The following is a 16523-nucleotide window of genomic DNA, read 5'->3' on the forward strand; positions in this document are numbered from 1 at the left end:
GCCCCCGGCCCGGGCCGCGGCGCTCACGCGTCCACCGCCTCGGCCCGCACGGGCACCGGGCCGGCCGCGCCCGCGGCGATGGCCGCGGTCATCGCGCGCGACTTGACCAGGGTCTCCTCGAACTCCTCGGCCGGGTCGGACAGCGCGATCACCGCCCCGCCGACGCCGAACGACGCGCCCTCGGGGGTGGCCACGATGGTGCGGATGACGATGCTGAGGTCGGCGGCGCCGCCCAGCGAGAACCAGCCGAGCGCGCCGGAGTACACCCCGCGCGGCCCCTCCTCGAGGCGGTCGATGATCTCCATGGTGCGCAGCTTGGGCGCGCCGGTCATCGAGCCGCCGGGGAACGACGCCCGGACGCAGTCCACCGCTGAGACGCCGTCGCGCAGCGTGCCGCGCACGGTGCTGACGAGCTGGTGCACGGGCGCGTAGGTCTCGACGTCGAACAGCTTGGGCACATGCACCGAGCCCACCTCGCACACGGTGTTGAGGTCGTTGCGGAGCAGGTCCACGATCATGAGGTTCTCGGCCCGGTCCTTCTCGCTGGCCAGCAGCCCGTCGCGCAGGGCCCCGTCCTCCTCGGCGGTGGCGCCGCGCGGCCGGGTGCCCTTGATCGGCTTGGACTCGGCGACCCGGTCCGTGCCGATGGTCAGGAACCGCTCCGGGGAGGCGCTGAGCACGGCGACGCCGGGGAAGTCGAGCAGCGCGCCGTACGGGACGGGGCTGAGGGACCGCATCATCCGGTAGGTGCCCAGCGGTTCCAGGACGGTGGCCGTGGAGACCGTGTTGGTCAGGCAGATCTCGTACGACTCGCCGTTGCGGATCTCCTCCAGGCACTCACCGATCCGCGCCAGGTACTCCTGCTCGCTGTGCCGCTGCACGAGCGAGGCGGCGGCCAGCGGGGCGCCCTCGGTGAGCGGGCGGCGCTCGCGCACGGTCTCGGAGGGCAGCAGCGCGAGCCGGCCGGCGGTGGCGTCGAGCCACTTGGCGGCCTCCGGGTCGGCCGGCTCGGTGCTGAGGCAGAGCAGGTAGGTGCGGCGCTCGTCGTGGTCGACGACGACGGCGCGGTCGGCGAACAGCAGCGCCGCGTCCGGGGTGGCCGCGGTGTGCGCGGCGGTCGCGCCGGCCTCGGCCTTCAGCTCGTAGCCGAGGTAGCCGACGTAGCCGAGGTTGAAGGAGAACGGCAGCCTGGCGTCGGCGGGCAGGGCGCGGCGGCGCAGCTCGTCGTCGAGGTAGTCGAAGAAGCCCTGCGCCACCGACTCGTCGGGGCGGCCGGGGCGTTCGATCCGCACGGTGCGGTCGGCGACGCGGTAGGTGACGTACTCGGCGAGCGGGCCGCTGCCGTCGCCGAGGACGGAGAACCGGGCGTTGCCGTCGGCGTGCGAGCCGCTGTCCAGCCAGAAGCTGTGCGGCTGGGCGGCGAACAGCTCGGCGTAGGTCTCCTCGGTGTCCGGTTCCAGGTCCAGGACGCGGACGTTGAGGTGGTACGAGGGCGTCGCGGGTCCGGGCGGCGCCCACGCGGCCGGGGCCTTGGCTGCGGCCCGCTCGCCGCGCGCCAGGCTCAGGTCGCGGAAGTTGGCGAGCAGTTCGCGGCCGTACTCGCTGGAGATCGACTCGGGGTGGAACTGGACGCCCCAGACGGGGCGGGTGCGGTGGCGCAGCCCCATGAGGACGCCGTCCTCGGTCCAGGCGACGCCCTCGAGTTCGTCGGAGAGCGCGGTGACCGCGAGCGAGTGGTAGCGGACCACGGAGTACGGCGAGGGCAGCCCGGCGAAGAGCTCCTCGCCGTTGTGGGTGATCGCGGAGAGCCGGCCGTGCATCGGCTCAAGCGCGTGCTCGACGGCGCCGCCGAACAGGGCGGCGATGCCCTGGTGGCCGAGGCAGACGCCGAGGACGGGCAGTCCGGAGTCGCGGATCGCGCGGCTGCTGACGCCGAAGTCGCGGTCGCGGTCGGGGCGTCCGGGGCCGGGCGAGACGACGATGTTGTCGTAGTCGCCCAGGTGCAGCGCGGACCAGTCGACGTCGTTGCGGACGACGACCGGCGGCTGCCCGTTCACCTCGCCGAGCAGTTGGTAGAGGTTGTAGGTGAAGGAGTCGTAGTTGTCGACCAGGAGCGTGCGGACCGGACGGGCGGGCCTGGTGACTCCGCTCATGACGCGCGGTCCGCGGCGGGTGCGTCGATGACGAGGTCCTCGACCCGGCAGGTCTCCTCGATGATGAGTTCGTACAGCCGGCGCAGGAACGTGCCGTCGACGCCGTGCTCGGCGCCGAAGCGGGCGGCGCGCTCCTGGACGATGCCGATGCGGTGCGGCTGCATCATCGGGACGTCGTGCTCCCGCTTGAACTCGGCGATGCGCACACAGATGTCGATACGGGTCTTCAGGGTGTCGAGCAGTTTCGCGTCGATGAGGTCGAGTTCGGCGCGCAGGTCTGCCAGACCGGCTTCGGCGCTCGAGGTCGTCGTCATGCCACTGCCTTTCTGAACGTCGTGGTGTAGCGGGGGCGGTTCTCCTGGTCGTGGTGTCCCTCGGTGGAGGAGAACCGCCCGGTGGCGTCGAGCAGCACCGGCACGACGTCGATCTGCGCGTCGCCGTGCTCGATCGCCAGGGCGGCGCCGGGGCGCAGCAGCCGTGCCGCGCAGTCGATGACGGCGCGGATCACGTCGAGGCCGTCGGCGCCGCCGAAGACGGCGGTGCGGGGGTGGTGCTCGCCCCACTCGGGCAGCAGCCGGGTGCCCAGGGGCACGTACGGCGGGTTGGCGAGCACCAGGTCCACGCGGCCGTCGAGGTCGGCGAGCAGCGCCGGGTCCGTGACATCCCCCCGGTGCACGGTGATCGGTGTGTCGCCGGCGCGGGCGCGCGCGGCGGCGTTGCCGCGGGCGCAGGCGAGGGCGTTCTCGTCCAGGTCGACCGCGTGGACGGCGGCGTCGGGACGGGCGTGGCCGACCGCGAGGGCGACCGCGCCCGATCCCGTGCACAGGTCGACGACGACCGGGGCCTCGGTCTTCTCGACCGCGAAGAGCCCCCAGGACAGCAGGAGTTCGGTCGGGAAGCGGGGCACGAAGACGTGCTCGTTCACGGTGAGGTCGATGCCGCCGAGCCGGGCCCGCCCGGTGAGGTGTCCGAGCGGAATCCGGTCGGCCCGCCGGGCGACGAGCGCCCGCAGTGCGTCCGCGGCGGCCGGGGGCACCGGCAGCCGGGGCTCCGGTGCGGTCTCCCCCAGGCCGAGGACGTGGGCGGCGAGGGCTTCGGCGTCCTCGCGCGGGCTCCACACGCCGCTGTCGGCGAGGACCCGTTCGGCGTCGTGGAGCAGTTCTTCGAGTGGCTGGTCGACCACCGTCGTCGGTCCTTTCCGGTCAGCCCTGGGCGGCGGCGTGGCTGGCCGCGTAGTACTCGCGCAGGGCCGAGGCGAGGGTCGGGTGGATGCGCGAGGAGGCGAGCAGCTCGGGCGGCGGGGTGAACTGCGGGTCGAACTCGTCGGCGATCCGGGTGTAGGCGACGCGCAGGTAGTGCTCGATGGTGTTGGGCCACTCGACCGGCACCTGCCAGTTGGACTCGTAGCCGGTGGCGAGCATGTGGGTGACCGTGGTCTCCACGACCTCCTCCCGGGTGAGCGGCTGGATGGGGGCCCGGACCGGGCCGAACATCCCGAGGTCGATGGCCGGTTCCTCGCCGAGCAGCAGCGCGGTCATCTCGCGGGCGAGCAGCGGGGAGAGGGTGAGGCCGTCCCGGTAGGTGCCGGTCATCATGAACAGGCCCGGCAGGCCGGTCTCGCCGAGCAGCGGCATGCCGTCGAGGGCGACGGGCCGGTTGCCGACCTGGAGGGTGCGCAGTCCGCTCTCGCCGAGGTCGCGGCGGACCTGCCGGTTGGCGCAGTTGAGCAGGAACAGCACGTCGGAGATGAGCGGGGTCTCGCGCGGTTCGGGCGAGATGATGTTGGTCGCGCCGACGTAGACCTGGCCGTCGCCGCGGGGCACGACGTGCAGGCCGCAGGCGAAGGCCCGGTTGGGGGTGCGGATGACGCTGCACGGGGTGGTGCCGTCCTCGGTGTCGACGAGGGCGGAGACGCCGTACCCGCTGATCAGCCGCGGGATGCGGGCGGCCTGGTCGGGGACGGTGTCGAGCACCGTCTGGGAGGCGGCGCCGGCGGCGAGCACCAGCTGTTCGGTGGCGAGGACGGCGCCGGACTCCAGGGCGACGCCGGTGACCTTGCCGCCGCTCTGCTCGACGCAGGTGGCCTGCTCGGGGACGATCACGCCGCCGGCGGCGAGGAAGGCCTGTTCCAGGCGGATCAGCAGCGCGTGGGCGTTCACGGCGTGCTCGTTGGGCAGGAACATCGCCTGCAGCGGGCGGCCGGTGGGCTCGGCGTCGAGCCACTCGATGTTCTCGGGGTCGATGTCCTCGAACTTCTCGCCGTACTCGATGAGGGTGGAGCGGATCGCCTTGTAGTTCTGGGTGTCGATCTCGGGCAGACCGACGGCGTTCAGCATGACGACGGTGCCGTCGGCGGTCAGCAGGTCGGTGCCGTCCGAGTCGGGCGACAGCTCGGCCAGCCACTCCGGCCACAGCTTGCTGGCCTGGTAGGCCCAGTCGAGCTTGGTGCGGCCGTAGTCGCTCTTCAGGAGGGTGGTCGTGACCTCGCCGAACGTGCCGATCATCGCGCCGGCCGCGGAGGACGCGGCGCCCGGGCGGTGCGGGCGGCCGAGCACAGCGACGCTCAGGCCGCGGCGGGCGAGCGTGAGGCCGAGCGACAGGCCGAGCGAGCCGTTTCCGACGACAACGACGTCGTGGACTCGGTTGTCCTCGGATGTGGTTGCGGGCACCAGGATGTTTCCCTTCCGGACGGGGTGGGTGAGGTGAGGTCGTGGGTCGTGCGGTGACGTGGCCGGCGGGAGGGTCAGGCCCGCGTTCATCACCGTGCGGCATCAGCCAAACACACGTGCGGGAGCCGCCCCAAGGCTTTTAGCTGGGTCTAAATCCGCCCGGTGAATCCGCCCGACGGCAGATCAGGCGACCCGTCCCCGGGGGTACTCGGCGCCGCGGATCAGCGCCTCGCCGGTCTCGGTGAGCGAGTGGATGACCCGGCGGCCGGCCCGGTGGCTGGTGACCAGGTCACAGCCGCGCAGCACGGCGAGATGCTGGCTGATGGCGCCCGGGGTGACGTCGATCTCGGCGGCGAGCTCGGTGGTGGAGGCGGGCATGGCGAGCGCCTCGACGACGGCCGCCCGGACGTTGCCGAGCAGCGCGGCGAGCGGGCTGGGCCGCTCCTGGCCGTGGCTCTGCCAGATGGCGGCGACCTCGGGCCGCGGATAGACGATCATGGACTGGAGCGGCGGAAGCATCGTGAGCACCTCCGGGCCGCAGAAGACGCTGGGGACGAGGACGATGCCCTGGCCGCCGAGGGTCTCGTCGAAGGTGTAGGCGCTGCGCACGGTCAGCCGGTCGTCCTGCCATCCGATGCGCCCGTTGAGCGAGGAGAAGACGGAGGCCGCCCCGGAGTTCTCCATCACCCGCATCCGGTCGCGGATGTCCGACTGGAGCCCGGCGTGCATCCGCCGCCAGTACGGGGCGAGGCCCAGTTCCCAGTAGGTGCGCAGCAGTTCGGTGAGATGCCGGATGGCCTTCTCCGGTTCGGCGAGCATGCGCCGGTGCAGCTTCGCCGCCTCCTGGCGCCAGGCGGCCGGGGTGCCGGTGTCGCCCGCCATCCAGGCCACCTCGTCGACGAAGTGGGTGGGCGAGGTGGCGCGCACCGCCTCCAGTTCGCGGTCGATGCCGGAGTCGGCTCCCTGGCGCGCGACGGCCGGCGGGGGCGTGAGGAAGTCCGGTACGTACCCGGTGGGCGGGATGACGGCCCGCAGCGGGCGCAGGTCGACGCCCTTCAGCCGGCCGCGGACGTCCTCGACCCAGGGCTGGTGCTGCTTTCTGCGCTCGGGGCTGGCGAGCATCCGGAAGCTGTAGACGGTCTCCCCGAGCGGAGACATCGAGAATCGAACCTTCGCGACATCGTCAGCGGTCGCGGCGTAGCTGATCAACGTTCCCCCATCTCCGGGTGCACCGGCTCGTGCACGCCGTCTTCGGGTCACCCCCAGCCGACCCGTGTTCCGCACCCCTTAAGGGGCCGAATGCACGTTAGGCCGTCCAGGGAACGTCCGGGCGTCGGATGGCCGGAATGAGACGGCGCCATAAAGCGGTCAACACGCAGGTGGGGTCCCGTCTCGGGGGGAAGCCCGAGAGACCCGTAAGGCGTACCTTGAACGCGGTTTTGGCCGGATCCGTGCTCCGCTTCTCACTTGGTCTCGTCGGGCGGCATCATGTGCTCGCCTGGGGTCGCCAGCTCCTCCACGGCGTCCACGCCGACCACCGCGCCGGTGGACTTCTTGGCCCGCCTGAGCCGCCGTTCCAGCCACCCGGCGAAGGTGGTGAGGGCGAAGTTCAGGATGATGAAGATGACGGCGACGACGGTGAAGCTCGCGATCGTGTTGGCGCCGTAGTTGGCGCTCATCGGGCGGACCGAGGCGAGCAGTTCGGAGAAGCCGAGCAGCGCGCCGCCGAGCGCGGTGTCCTTGACGATGACGACGAGCTGGCTGACCAGCGCGGGCAGCATCGCGGTGACCGACTGCGGCAGCAGCACGTACGTCATGGTCTGGCCCTTGCGCATGCCGATCGCCTTGGCCGCGTCCGTCTGCCCCAGGGGCAGGGCGAGGATGCCGGCCCGGACCACCTCGGCGAGCACGGAGGCGTTGTACAGGACGAGGCCGATGACGACCGCGTACAGCGGGCGGCTCTCCGGGCTGACGTCGGTGAACTCGGAGAGCGCGGCGTTCGCGAAGAGCATCAGGATCAGCACCGGAATGGCGCGGAAGAACTCCACGACCGTGCCGGCCGCGCCGCGCACCCACCGGTGGTCGGAGAGCCGGGCGATGCCGAGGATCGCGCCGAGCGGCAGGGCGAGGACCATCGAGAGGGACGCGGCGATCAGGGTGTTCTTCAACGCGGGCAGCAGATACGTGTCCCAGACCCGGGAGTCGGTGAAGAACGGCTCCCATTTGGACCATTCGAGCTGTCCCTTGTCGGCGAGGCTGACGGCCACCCACCAGATCAGCCCGGCGAGCGCGACGAGGAACACCAGGGTGTAGAGCACGTTGCGCCGCTTGGCCCGGGGGCCGGGGACGTCGAACAGGACGGTGGTGCCGTGCTTCATCGCTTCACCGCCACCTTCTTGGCGACCCAGCCGAGGAACAGGCCGGTCGGCAGGGTGAGGCAGATGAAGCCGAACGCGAAGATCGCCGAGATGAGGATGAGCTGGGCCTCGTTCTCGATCATCTCCCGCATCAGCAGGGCCGCTTCGGCGACGCCGATGGCCGCGGCCACGGTGGTGTTCTTGGTGAGCGCGATGAGGACGTTGGCCAGCGGGCCGACCACCGAGCGGAAGGCCTGCGGCAGCACGATGAGCCTCAGCACCTGCGGAAAGCTCAGACCGATGGCGCGGGCCGCCTCGACCTGGCCGACGGGGACGGTGTTGATGCCGGAGCGCAGCGCCTCGCAGACGAACGACGAGGTGTAGGCGATCAGGCCGAGCACGGCGAGCCGGAAATTGATGGTCTTGAAGTCGTCCGCGCCGAGGCTGACGTTGAGGGTCTGGAACAGCCCCAGGGAGGTGAAGACGATGATGACGGTGAGAGGGATGTTGCGGACGATGTTCACGTAGGCGGTGCCGAAGCCCCGCATCAGGGGGACGGGGCTGACGCGCATGGCGGCCAGCAGCGTCCCCCAGATCAGGGAGCCGATCGCGGAGTAGACGGTGAGCTGCACCGTCACCCAGAAGGCTCCCAGCAGGTCGTAGCCCTCGAGGAAGTCGAACACGGCGGCCTGCCTACTTGACGATCACGCCGACCTTCGGTGCGGGTTCGTTCTGGTAGTTCGCCGGACCGAAGTTCTTCTTGACGTAGGTCTCCCAGGATCCGTCCGCGACCATCTTCTCCAGCGCGGTGTTGATCTTTGCCTTGAGCTCGCTGCCCTTCTGGACTCCGATGCCGTAGTTCTCATTGCTCATCTTGAAGCCGCCGAGCTTGAACTTGCCCTTGAACTCGTCCTGCGCGGCATAGCCGGCGAGGATCGAGTCGTCGGTGGTCAGCGCGTCGATGACCCCGTTCTCCAGACCGGTCAGGCACTCCGAGTACCCGCCGTACTCCTGCAGCTGGGCGTTGGGCGCCAGCTTGGTCTTGACGTTCTGCGCGGACGTGGAGCCGGTGACCGAGCAGAGCTTCTTGTTGTTCAGGTCCGCGGGCTTGGTGATGCTCTTGTCGTCCGACCGGATCAGCACGTCCTGGTGCGCCAGGAGGTACGGTCCGGCGAAGTCGACCTTCTTCGCCCGCTCGTCGTTGATCGAGTAGGTCGCGGCGATGAAGTCCACGTCGCCGCGCTGCAGCAGCGTCTCGCGGTCGGCGCTCTTGGCCTCCTTGAAGACGATGTCCTTCGGATCGTGGCCCAGCTCCTTGGCGATGTACGTCGCCACGTCGACGTCGAAGCCGGTGTACGTGCCGTCCGGCGTCTTCAGGCCGAGGCCGGGCTGGTCGTACTTGATGCCGACGGTGATCTTGTCGTCGCCGCCGTCGCCACTGCTGCTCCCGCCGTCGTCGCTGCAGGCGCCGGCGGTCAGGGCGAGGGCGGCCGCTGCGGCCGCGGCGAGGGTGGCCTTGCTGACCTTTGATCGCTTCATGATGTTCACCCCTGGGTGTCGGTGCGCCTGTGGTGCGGCGTCAGTGGTGCAGGATCTTCGACAGGAAGTCCTTGGCGCGCTCGCTGCGCGGATTGCTGAAGAACTCGTCCGGGGTGGTCTCCTCGACGATCCGCCCGTCGGACATGAACACGACCCGGTTGGCGGCGGAGCGGGCGAAGCCCATCTCGTGGGTGACGACGACCATGGTCATGCCGTCCTTGGCGAGCTGCTGCATGACCTCGAGGACCTCGTTGATCATCTCGGGGTCGAGGGCGGAGGTCGGCTCGTCGAAGAGCATCACCTTGGGCTCCATGGCCAGCGCCCGGGCGATCGCCACGCGCTGCTGCTGGCCGCCGGAGAGCTGGGCCGGGTACTTGTCCGCCTGCGAGGCGACGCCCACCCGGTCGAGCAGCGCCCGGCCACGGGTCTCCGCGGTCTTCTTGTCCTTCTTGCGCACCCGGATCTGGCCGAGCGTGACGTTCTCCAGGACGGTCTTGTGCGCGAACAGGTTGAAGGACTGGAAGACCATGCCGACGTCGGCGCGCAGTCCGGCCAGCTCGCGGCCCTCGGCGGGCAGCGGGCGGCCGTCGATGAAGATCTCGCCGGAGTCGATGGTCTCCAGCCTGTTGATGGCACGGCAGAGCGTGGACTTCCCCGAGCCCGACGGGCCGATCACCACGACGACCTCACCGCGGTCGATGGTCAGGTCGATGCTCTGGAGCACGTGCAGAGCGCCGAAGTGCTTGTCGACGTTCTTCAGTACGACCAGGGCGTTGCCGGTGCCGACCGCGTCGGCACGCGTCTTCTCCGGGTCGGGCATGGCACCCTCCTGGGGTCACCGTCGTCCCGCTTGCCGTCCGTTCTCACGTTCATGCTCCGCCCTGATCGATCCGGCCGCACGCCGGACTGCTCCGGGCCCCCGGCCGCGTTCCCGTACGCCTGTGCGGACCTGGCATGATCGTGGACACGGGACGACGGGAGGGGCGGGGGCCATGCCACAGAAACGCGACAGGGACAGGGCGCTCGACGTGCTGATCTCCCTGGCCGACGCGCAGGACGCGGCGCGCGTGCGCGAGCGGATCGGCGTCGAGGACCGCCCGGACGCCGCCGTCGTGCCGGACCGCTGGGTCGCCGTACCCAGGGTCGTCGCGTCCGAGATGCCGGCCTCCGCGCGGCTGTGGATGCTGGAGGCCGACCGGCCCGAGATCAACGAGGTCGTGGTCCTGGCCGGCGGCCTCGCCGGCGGGCTGGAGGCAGCCGTGCTGCGGGGCGAGCCGTTCGGCCCCGCGAGCGAAGCGAGATGGGGATCCCCCCGGGCGGAGTCCGGGGAAGGGCGCACCCTCCCCTTGGCGGAGGCCCTGCGGAACAGGCCCATGCCCGAGGGGGTCCGGTTGTTCGGCCCGGGCGAGGCGGTCCCCGCGCTGCGGGCGGTGCGGACGATGCGGCAGGGCCGCTCGGCCGCCAACGCGTGCGGCCGCGCCGATTGGACCGACGTGATCGAGGCCGACGCCGAGCAGCCCCTGCCGGGGTTCGCCCGGTGGGCGCTGGCGCTCCGCGTCGACTGCCCGGCGGTGCTGCGGGCCCGTTTCTCGGACCACCCGTCGTACGCGTACCGGATGCGGCGCGGCGGGATCGTCGACAGTCCGGCGGCGTATGCCCGGGAGTGGCGGTCGGCGCTCACGGTCCTGGCCGTCCTCGACACCGGCCGCTGGGCGTTCCCGGCCCGGCTGGCGGAAGCGGAGGCGGCGCTGCGGCCGCTGGTGCGCGGCTCGCTCGGCGGCAATGTCGAGGCCTGGGCCGTGCTCGCGCAGCTGCTGCCGACGTTCACCGGCACGGTGCCGGAGCTGATCGTCACCTCCGGCGCGATCGCCTGAGGGGCCCGGCGGCCGGAGGAGGCGAGAGGGGCGGGGCGGCTGGAGTCGAACCAGCGTGTTCCGGTTCTGGAGACCGGTGCGTCTGCCTCTGCGCTACGGCCCCGCCTTGCCGCCGATCCTAGGGCAACCGCTCCGCGGCGCGGCGACGGCCTCGGCGAAATCGCATTCGCCCGTTGTCGGTGGGCCTTGATACCAATGAGCGGGTACGAAGGGGGCGGACGGGGGCCATGGCGTACGGGGAGCGCGGTGGACGGCCGCGCCATGTGATCGACCTGACGGACCGGCGCGCGCTGGAGCGGTGGCGGCCCGCCGACGAGGCGCTGGTGGCCGAGGCCCGGCGGCTGAAGGAGGCCGCGCTGCTCGACTTCGGCCTGTCCGGCTCGGCGGTGGCCTCGTGGCTGTACGCGAAGTGCCACCACCAGATACCGACGACGGCGGTCGACACCGCCGCCGTCGTGGCGAGCGGTGACGGCACGTGCCTGCTCCTGTACAACCCGGAGTTCTTCGTCGAGCTCGGCCTGGACGGGGTCAAGTTCGTCCTCTTCCACGAGGCGCGCCATCTCGTCCACCGGCACCTCTTCGTCGAGCCCGAGCTGCGCGACGACCCGGTGTTCACGCTGGCCGCCGAGGTGTCCATCAACCATGTGGCGATGGTGCGCCTGGGCAGCCAGGAGCTGCCGCTGCACGACGGCCGCCCGGCCGGCATCGACCCGCGTGCCATCCACGAGGCGTACGAGCAGGACCTGCGCGCGCACGGCCGGGAGCCAGTCGAGTACTGGCGGTTCATCGCCACGGACATGACGGTCTACGGCGAGCTGAAGCGGATGGCCCACCCGCCCGTGGCGTCCTCTTTGTGCATTCATCTCACGGACGCCGAGATCCCCGCCGACCAGGAGACCGTCGACGCCACGGTCTCTTCCGTGCTGCTCAACTCGCTGCTCGCCGGGCGTCGCGGGCACGCGGTGGCCGAGCAGGAGATCAGCGATCTGCTGCACCGCACGGACGGGGCGACCGACCGGATCTCCCGGATGTGGGGCCGGCTCGGCGCGGGACTTCTGCGCGGGCAGACGCCGCGGACCGGGCAGGTCGACTGGTGGCAGCGGTGGCTGGTGGACGTGGTGGCGTCCAAGCTCCGGGACGGCGAGCGGCTGGTGTACCCGAAGAAGCGCGGCGCGCTGCTGGCGGCGCTCGGTCTGGATCCGATGCTGTCGCGGCGCGGACCGGTCCGGCAGAAGGTGCTGGTCATCGCGTACGACACCTCCGGCTCGATGCCGGACCACGTGGTCGACTGGCTGACCGAGCTGGTCGGCGGGATCGACGGGGTGGAGGCGCACTGGCTGTCCTTCGACAGCGTGGTGATGCCGTTCGTGCCCGGCCAGAGGGTGTACGGGGGCGGCGGGACGAGCTTCCAGGCCGTCGCGGACTACGTGGAGGGCCGCACGGAGATCGACGGCCGGCCGTTCGAGGCGACACCGGACGCCGTGGTGATGCTCACCGACGGCTACGCCCCGCACATCGCCCCGGCCGAGCCGGACAAGTGGATCTGGCTGATCACCGAGGGCGGCGACGACTGGCCCGACGCCCACACTCCCCCGATGGCCTGCCATCGCGTCACGACAGGATCGAGATGACCACCACCCCCGCGCCGGCCGTCCGCTGGCGGCCCAACGCCACCTATCCGCAGCCGCCGGAGGGCTGGACGGGTGTGTCGCGGCTGGAGTCTTTCATCGACGCGATGATCGACATGGGGCAGACCGGGCAGGTCTTCGGCGAGCACGGCATCGGCAAGACGGCGACGTTCTTCTCCCATGTCGCCGAGGCGTACCCGGACGCCGAGCTGGTCTTCGTCCCGGCGGCCAACCTCACCCCGGACGACCTGCTCGCCAACGCCCCGGTGCGGGACCCCGCGACCGGCGAACTGGTGCTGCGCCAGCTGGTGATGAGCCAGCTCAAGCCGGGCCGGCCGTTCGTGCTGCTGATCGACGACTCGCTGCAGGCCGGCGAGTCGATCCAGTCCCAGCTGATGCAGATCGCCTGCAACTGGACGCTCGGCGGGTACGACCTGCGGGCGCTCGGCTGCATCGGCGTGTTCCTCGCGGACAACGAGTCGCTGGCGGAGACGGCGGCCCGGCGCAGCGATCTGGCGATCCTCGACCGGATGGTCACGGTCCGGATCACCGCGAACGACACGGCGTGGCGGTTCAAGCTGGCGGCGAAGTACCGGCGCTGGGACCTCGGCGGGGTCTTCCGGGTGTGGGCGTCGCTGAGCCCCGCGCTGCGCGAACTCCTCTCCCCTCGCACCCTGGACCACATCCTGGCCAACGCGCAGGAGGGCTTCCCGCTGCGCTGGGGCCTTCCGCTGGTCAACGGCGAGCGGCTGCGGCTGGTCGAGCCGGATCCCCACGGCCGGCCCGGGCCGAACCGGACGTCGGAGATCCTCGACCGGATCGCGACCGCCCTGGACGTGCCGAACCCGGCGACGATCCCCGACCCGGTCCGCGAGGTCGTGCGGGCGGCGCTGCGCAATCGTTGGACGGTGCTGCTCCAGGGCCCGCCGGGATGCGGCAAGACGGAGCTGGTCCGGCAGACCGTGCGGGAGGGCATGGACGGGCGGGAGCCGCTGTACTTCTCGCTGCCGGTGACCAATGTGGAGGACCTCTGCGCGCCGATCCCGACGCCGGACGGGTCCCTGGACAACCTGCTCGCGGCCGCGTTCACCGGTGCGGAGCCGAAGGCGATCGTCTGGGACGAGTACAACCGGCCGAAGGACAAGGCGGCGTTCGCCAAGCTGATGGAGATCACGCAGGAGTGGTCGCTCGCGGGCCGGCCGATCGAGGGGCTGCGGGCGCAGATCGCCGTGCAGAACCCGCCGTACCACCTGGGCCGCAAGCTCCTGGTGTCGCGGAACAACATCGCCCAGGCGACCCGCTTCACGGCCTCGCTGACCGTGGAGCCCGGCGACATCCCGGCCAACGAGTGGCTGATCGGCACATACGGGCCGGTGGCCGAGACGGTGCTCGACTGGTGGAAGCACGACATCGACGAGGACGGCCGCGCGTGGATCACGAAGCGGACCATCGAGCGGCTGATCAAGCTCCACCAGCGGGGCCTGCCGCTGGAGATGGGCACCGTGTACCTCGGCGACGGCGAGTACGCCCCGGTGCCGCTGACCTCCCTGATCGACCGGCTCAACAACCGGCCGGTGACCGGCCTGCGGGAACTGGCCCGCCAGGTCGACTCCTGGGAGGCCCGGCTGCGCCGCGCCGCCGAGGAGTCCCCCGAGGGCGGCGACGACAGCGACACGGTTCACCAGATCATCGCCAACGCCGAGCTGTCCCAGCTGAAGAAGCACCGCGCGGCGGTCGCGCGGCTGGTGGCCCTGCTGCCGCCGAAGCTGCGGTCGACGTACCTGGTCGGGGCCTCGGAGCAGCACCAGCGCTTCTGGATCGAGGTGTTCACCGCGCTGCCGCGCTGACCCGCGGCGCTTCCGACCGGGGTCCCGTGCGCCGAATCCCACCGTGCTTCGGGCCTTGTACTCACGAGTAGTTTACGTAAACATGCTGCGCGCACCCTCTTCCCGCCGACTGAGCTGACCCCTCAGTCGGCCGTCCCTCACACGCGAAGGCGTCATGAAGAGAACCCTCATCGGGGCCGCGCTCGCCGCCGCCCTTCTGGCCGCCGGGACATCCGCCGCGCCTGCAGCGCCCGCCCCCGCACCCGCTCCCCTTTCCTCGTCGGCCGGCGCCCGGCTCGCCGACAGCTGGCAACCGCCGCTCAGCACGCGGGGCCGCTACGTCGTGGACGCCGACGGCGACCGCTTCAAGCTGAAGTCCGTCAACTGGCACGGCGCCCAGGGCTCCTGGACCGGCTCCGGGGACATCGCCGACCCCGCCTCCCACAACGCCGGCGAGAAGTCCGACCAGATGCCCCTCGGTCTCGACCGGACGCCGATCGCGTCCGTCCTCGCCGACTTCCACCGGCTCGGCGTGAACAGCATCCGACTGCCGTTCTCCAACGAGATGCTGCACGACCAGCGGCCCGTCCCGGACGCCTCCGTCGCCGCCAACCCCTCCCTCAAGGGCAGGACCCCGCTCCAGGTGTTCGACGCGGTGATCGAGGCGACCACCGCCGAGGGCTTCGCCGTCGTCCTCAACAATCACACCAACACCTCGCGTTGGTGCTGCGGCCTCGACGGCAACGAGCGCTGGAACACCAGCCAGTCCACGGAGCGGTGGGAGGCCGACTGGCTCTTCCTCGCCAAGCGCTACGAGGAGAACAAGCGCGTCGTCGGCGCCGACCTCTACAACGAGGTCCGCCGCACGGTCACGGACGACGCCAACTGGGGTTGGGGCAATGACCACGACTGGTGGACCGCCACTCAGCGCCTCGGCGACCGGCTGCTGACCGAGGCCAACCCCGACCTGCTCGTGATCGTCGAGGGCATCAACTGGCAGGGCATCCCCACCGATCTCACCCCGCACTGGCGGCCCACCCTCGAACCTGCCCGCACCCTCTCCCACACGCTGGTCGCGTCCCACAAACTCGTCTACTCCGCCCACTTCTACGGCTACACCGGACCGAACCACACCGGCGCGACCGGTACGGGCGAGACCCACGACTGGCGCTACCAGGAACTCTCCCGCGACGAGCTGTTCCGGACCCTGTACCGCCAGGCCTTCTTCGTCACCGGCGACACACAGCGCCACTACACCGCGCCCGTCTGGATCAGCGAGTTCGGCATCGGCGCCGACGAGACGAACCCCCAGGGCCGCGCCTGGTTCGCGAACTTCGTCGACTACCTCGTCGAGCGCGACGCCGACTTCGCCTACTGGCCGGCCGTCGGCTTCACCGGCCACGGGAGGTGGAAGCTGCTCGACTACGACGCCCAGGGCAACCGCTCCGGCGTCCTCGACGGCGACGACTGGCGCGCCCCGCACTGGCAGCGGCTCGTCGACTCCCCCGGCACGACCGGCCCCGTGCCCGTCGCCGACACGTGGGACATGCTGAACCTCGACCACACGGACTTCGTCCAGTCCCTGCGCGCCCGCGCCAGGGGCGACTGGGACAACGGGGCTCGCAAGGCGGCCTGCCCCGACGGGCAGCGGCTCGTCGGCCTGTCCCACCACGACGGACGCGGTCTGTGCAGCGACGCCGGCGCCCACGGGCTCGCCAAAGCGGCCGGCGCGCTCACCGTCGTGACCGACGAGCGGTACGTCACCGACGGCGACTGGGCCGGCGGCTACTCCAAACTCCAGTGCCCCGGCGGCCAGTTCATGATCGGATACAGCGTCCGCGGCCAGGCCGTGTCCGCCGTGCTCTGCACGGAAGCCGGGCGTGCGCTGCCGAAGACCGGCCGGACGCTGTGGTTCGACCGCGGCGACAACCGACCCGCCGGCGCCCCGGGCGGCGAGTTCGCCGAGGGCAACTACAAGGGCCAGTGCCGCGTGGACGAGTACGCAGCGGGCGTCGCGTACACCGGCGCCTGGGGCAAGAGCCGGGAGCCCGCCGCGCTCCTGTGTCGCACCCTCTAGGGTCCGGTCAGTTCGTCCGGCTCCTCGACGGGCGGCGGCGCGGTGCGGTGGACGCTGCGGACGGCGAGTACGTCCGCAGCGACCGCCGGCATCGGCAGGTGGGCGCTGAACACGTCGAGCCGGCGGCGGATGCTCGTCGCGATGCCCTTGCCCAGGACGAAACGGGTCGGGCTGACCGCCCGCGGCGCGGCGTCGAGGAGCTTGTGGGCCTCACGGCTGCGCAGTCCGGTGTGAGCGAGGACGAGGTGCGTGAGGCGGTGCTCGCGGTCCGCCAGGGTCTCGGCGATCGCCGTCGCGGCGGTCAGGTCGAGGCGGTTGTCGGCCGCGCCGAGGGTGCCCGCGGCCCGGACCCGGCCGAAGTCGAGCAGCTCGACGCCCGCTCCGGCCGCGGCGGCGACAA

The 16523-nt window shown here is 71.4% G+C and carries 13 protein-coding genes, 1 tRNA gene and 1 pseudogene; 4 read left to right on the plus strand and 11 right to left on the minus strand.

The window, feature by feature from the left end; translation table 11 throughout:
* Window positions 1-23: 23 nt before the first annotated feature.
* From pabB to VIU94_RS09710, 9 genes are all read right to left on the minus strand, one after another.
* Window positions 24-2153: an aminodeoxychorismate synthase component I gene (pabB, locus tag VIU94_RS09670; RefSeq protein ID WP_331909669.1), complete on the minus strand. Its 2130-nt coding sequence runs from the start codon at window positions 2151-2153 to the stop codon at window positions 24-26.
* A complete protein-coding gene (locus VIU94_RS09675) occupies window positions 2150-2467 on the minus strand; it encodes a chorismate mutase family protein (protein ID WP_331909671.1) in 318 nt (105 codons plus the stop codon). The genes pabB and VIU94_RS09675 overlap by 4 nt, the downstream gene beginning before the upstream one ends.
* The gene (locus VIU94_RS09680) at window positions 2464-3336 is read right to left on the minus strand and encodes a N5-glutamine methyltransferase family protein (RefSeq protein ID WP_331909673.1); all 873 of its coding nucleotides are present in this window, start codon (window positions 3334-3336) and stop codon (window positions 2464-2466) included. The genes VIU94_RS09675 and VIU94_RS09680 overlap by 4 nt, the downstream gene beginning before the upstream one ends.
* 19 nt (window positions 3337-3355) lie before the next feature.
* Window positions 3356-4822, minus strand: a complete 1467-nt coding sequence (locus VIU94_RS09685; protein WP_331909675.1) for an NAD(P)/FAD-dependent oxidoreductase — start codon at window positions 4820-4822, stop codon at window positions 3356-3358.
* A 183-nt stretch (window positions 4823-5005) separates the two neighbouring features.
* Window positions 5006-5980 (minus strand): ArsR/SmtB family transcription factor, encoded by a 975-nt coding sequence (locus VIU94_RS09690; RefSeq protein WP_331909677.1) that lies wholly within the window; start codon window positions 5978-5980, stop codon window positions 5006-5008.
* Between the two features lie 305 nt (window positions 5981-6285).
* Entirely contained in the window at window positions 6286-7200 is a 915-nt protein-coding gene (locus VIU94_RS09695; RefSeq protein WP_331909679.1) for an amino acid ABC transporter permease, read from the minus strand.
* Complete coding sequence (locus tag VIU94_RS09700; RefSeq protein WP_331909680.1) at window positions 7197-7862, minus strand: amino acid ABC transporter permease; 666 nt, start codon at window positions 7860-7862, stop codon at window positions 7197-7199. Before VIU94_RS09700 ends, VIU94_RS09695 begins: the two co-directional genes overlap by 4 nt.
* Before the next feature lie 10 nt (window positions 7863-7872).
* Window positions 7873-8718: a glutamate ABC transporter substrate-binding protein gene (locus tag VIU94_RS09705; RefSeq protein ID WP_331909681.1), complete on the minus strand. Its 846-nt coding sequence runs from the start codon at window positions 8716-8718 to the stop codon at window positions 7873-7875.
* 40 nt (window positions 8719-8758) lie between these two features.
* A complete protein-coding gene (locus VIU94_RS09710; RefSeq protein ID WP_331909682.1) occupies window positions 8759-9538 on the minus strand; it encodes an amino acid ABC transporter ATP-binding protein in 780 nt (259 codons plus the stop codon).
* A gap of 172 nt (window positions 9539-9710) precedes the next feature.
* Here VIU94_RS09710 and VIU94_RS09715 point away from each other — a divergent pair, with 172 nt between their 5' ends.
* Window positions 9711-10592 carry a hypothetical protein gene (locus VIU94_RS09715; RefSeq protein ID WP_331909684.1) on the plus strand — a complete coding sequence of 294 codons (882 nt, stop codon included), beginning with the start codon at window positions 9711-9713 and terminating at the stop codon, window positions 10590-10592.
* Between the two features lie 29 nt (window positions 10593-10621).
* Here VIU94_RS09715 and VIU94_RS09720 read toward each other — a convergent pair.
* Window positions 10622-10697 (minus strand) — tRNA-Trp (locus tag VIU94_RS09720).
* 122 nt (window positions 10698-10819) lie between these two features.
* Between VIU94_RS09720 and VIU94_RS09725 the strand changes: the two genes are divergently transcribed.
* The 3 genes from VIU94_RS09725 (at window position 10820) to VIU94_RS09735 (ending at window position 16123) form a co-directional block, all read left to right on the plus strand.
* Window positions 10820-12223 (plus strand): vWA domain-containing protein, encoded by a 1404-nt coding sequence (locus VIU94_RS09725; RefSeq protein ID WP_331909686.1) that lies wholly within the window; start codon window positions 10820-10822, stop codon window positions 12221-12223.
* Window positions 12220-14067: an AAA family ATPase gene (locus VIU94_RS09730; protein ID WP_331909688.1), complete on the plus strand. Its 1848-nt coding sequence runs from the start codon at window positions 12220-12222 to the stop codon at window positions 14065-14067. The genes VIU94_RS09725 and VIU94_RS09730 overlap by 4 nt, the downstream gene beginning before the upstream one ends.
* 154 nt (window positions 14068-14221) lie before the next feature.
* Complete coding sequence (locus VIU94_RS09735; protein WP_331909690.1) at window positions 14222-16123, plus strand: glycoside hydrolase family 5 protein; 1902 nt, start codon at window positions 14222-14224, stop codon at window positions 16121-16123.
* On the opposite strand, the pseudogene VIU94_RS09740 reads toward VIU94_RS09735, so the two are convergent.
* Window positions 16120-16523, minus strand: a pseudogene (locus VIU94_RS09740) (ribonuclease inhibitor); the annotation flags it as partial. The gene VIU94_RS09735 and the pseudogene VIU94_RS09740 overlap by 4 nt on opposite strands.

The sequence above is a fragment of the Streptomyces sp. genome (genome assembly GCF_036566765.1).
Lineage (GTDB): Bacteria > Actinomycetota > Actinomycetes > Streptomycetales > Streptomycetaceae > Streptomyces.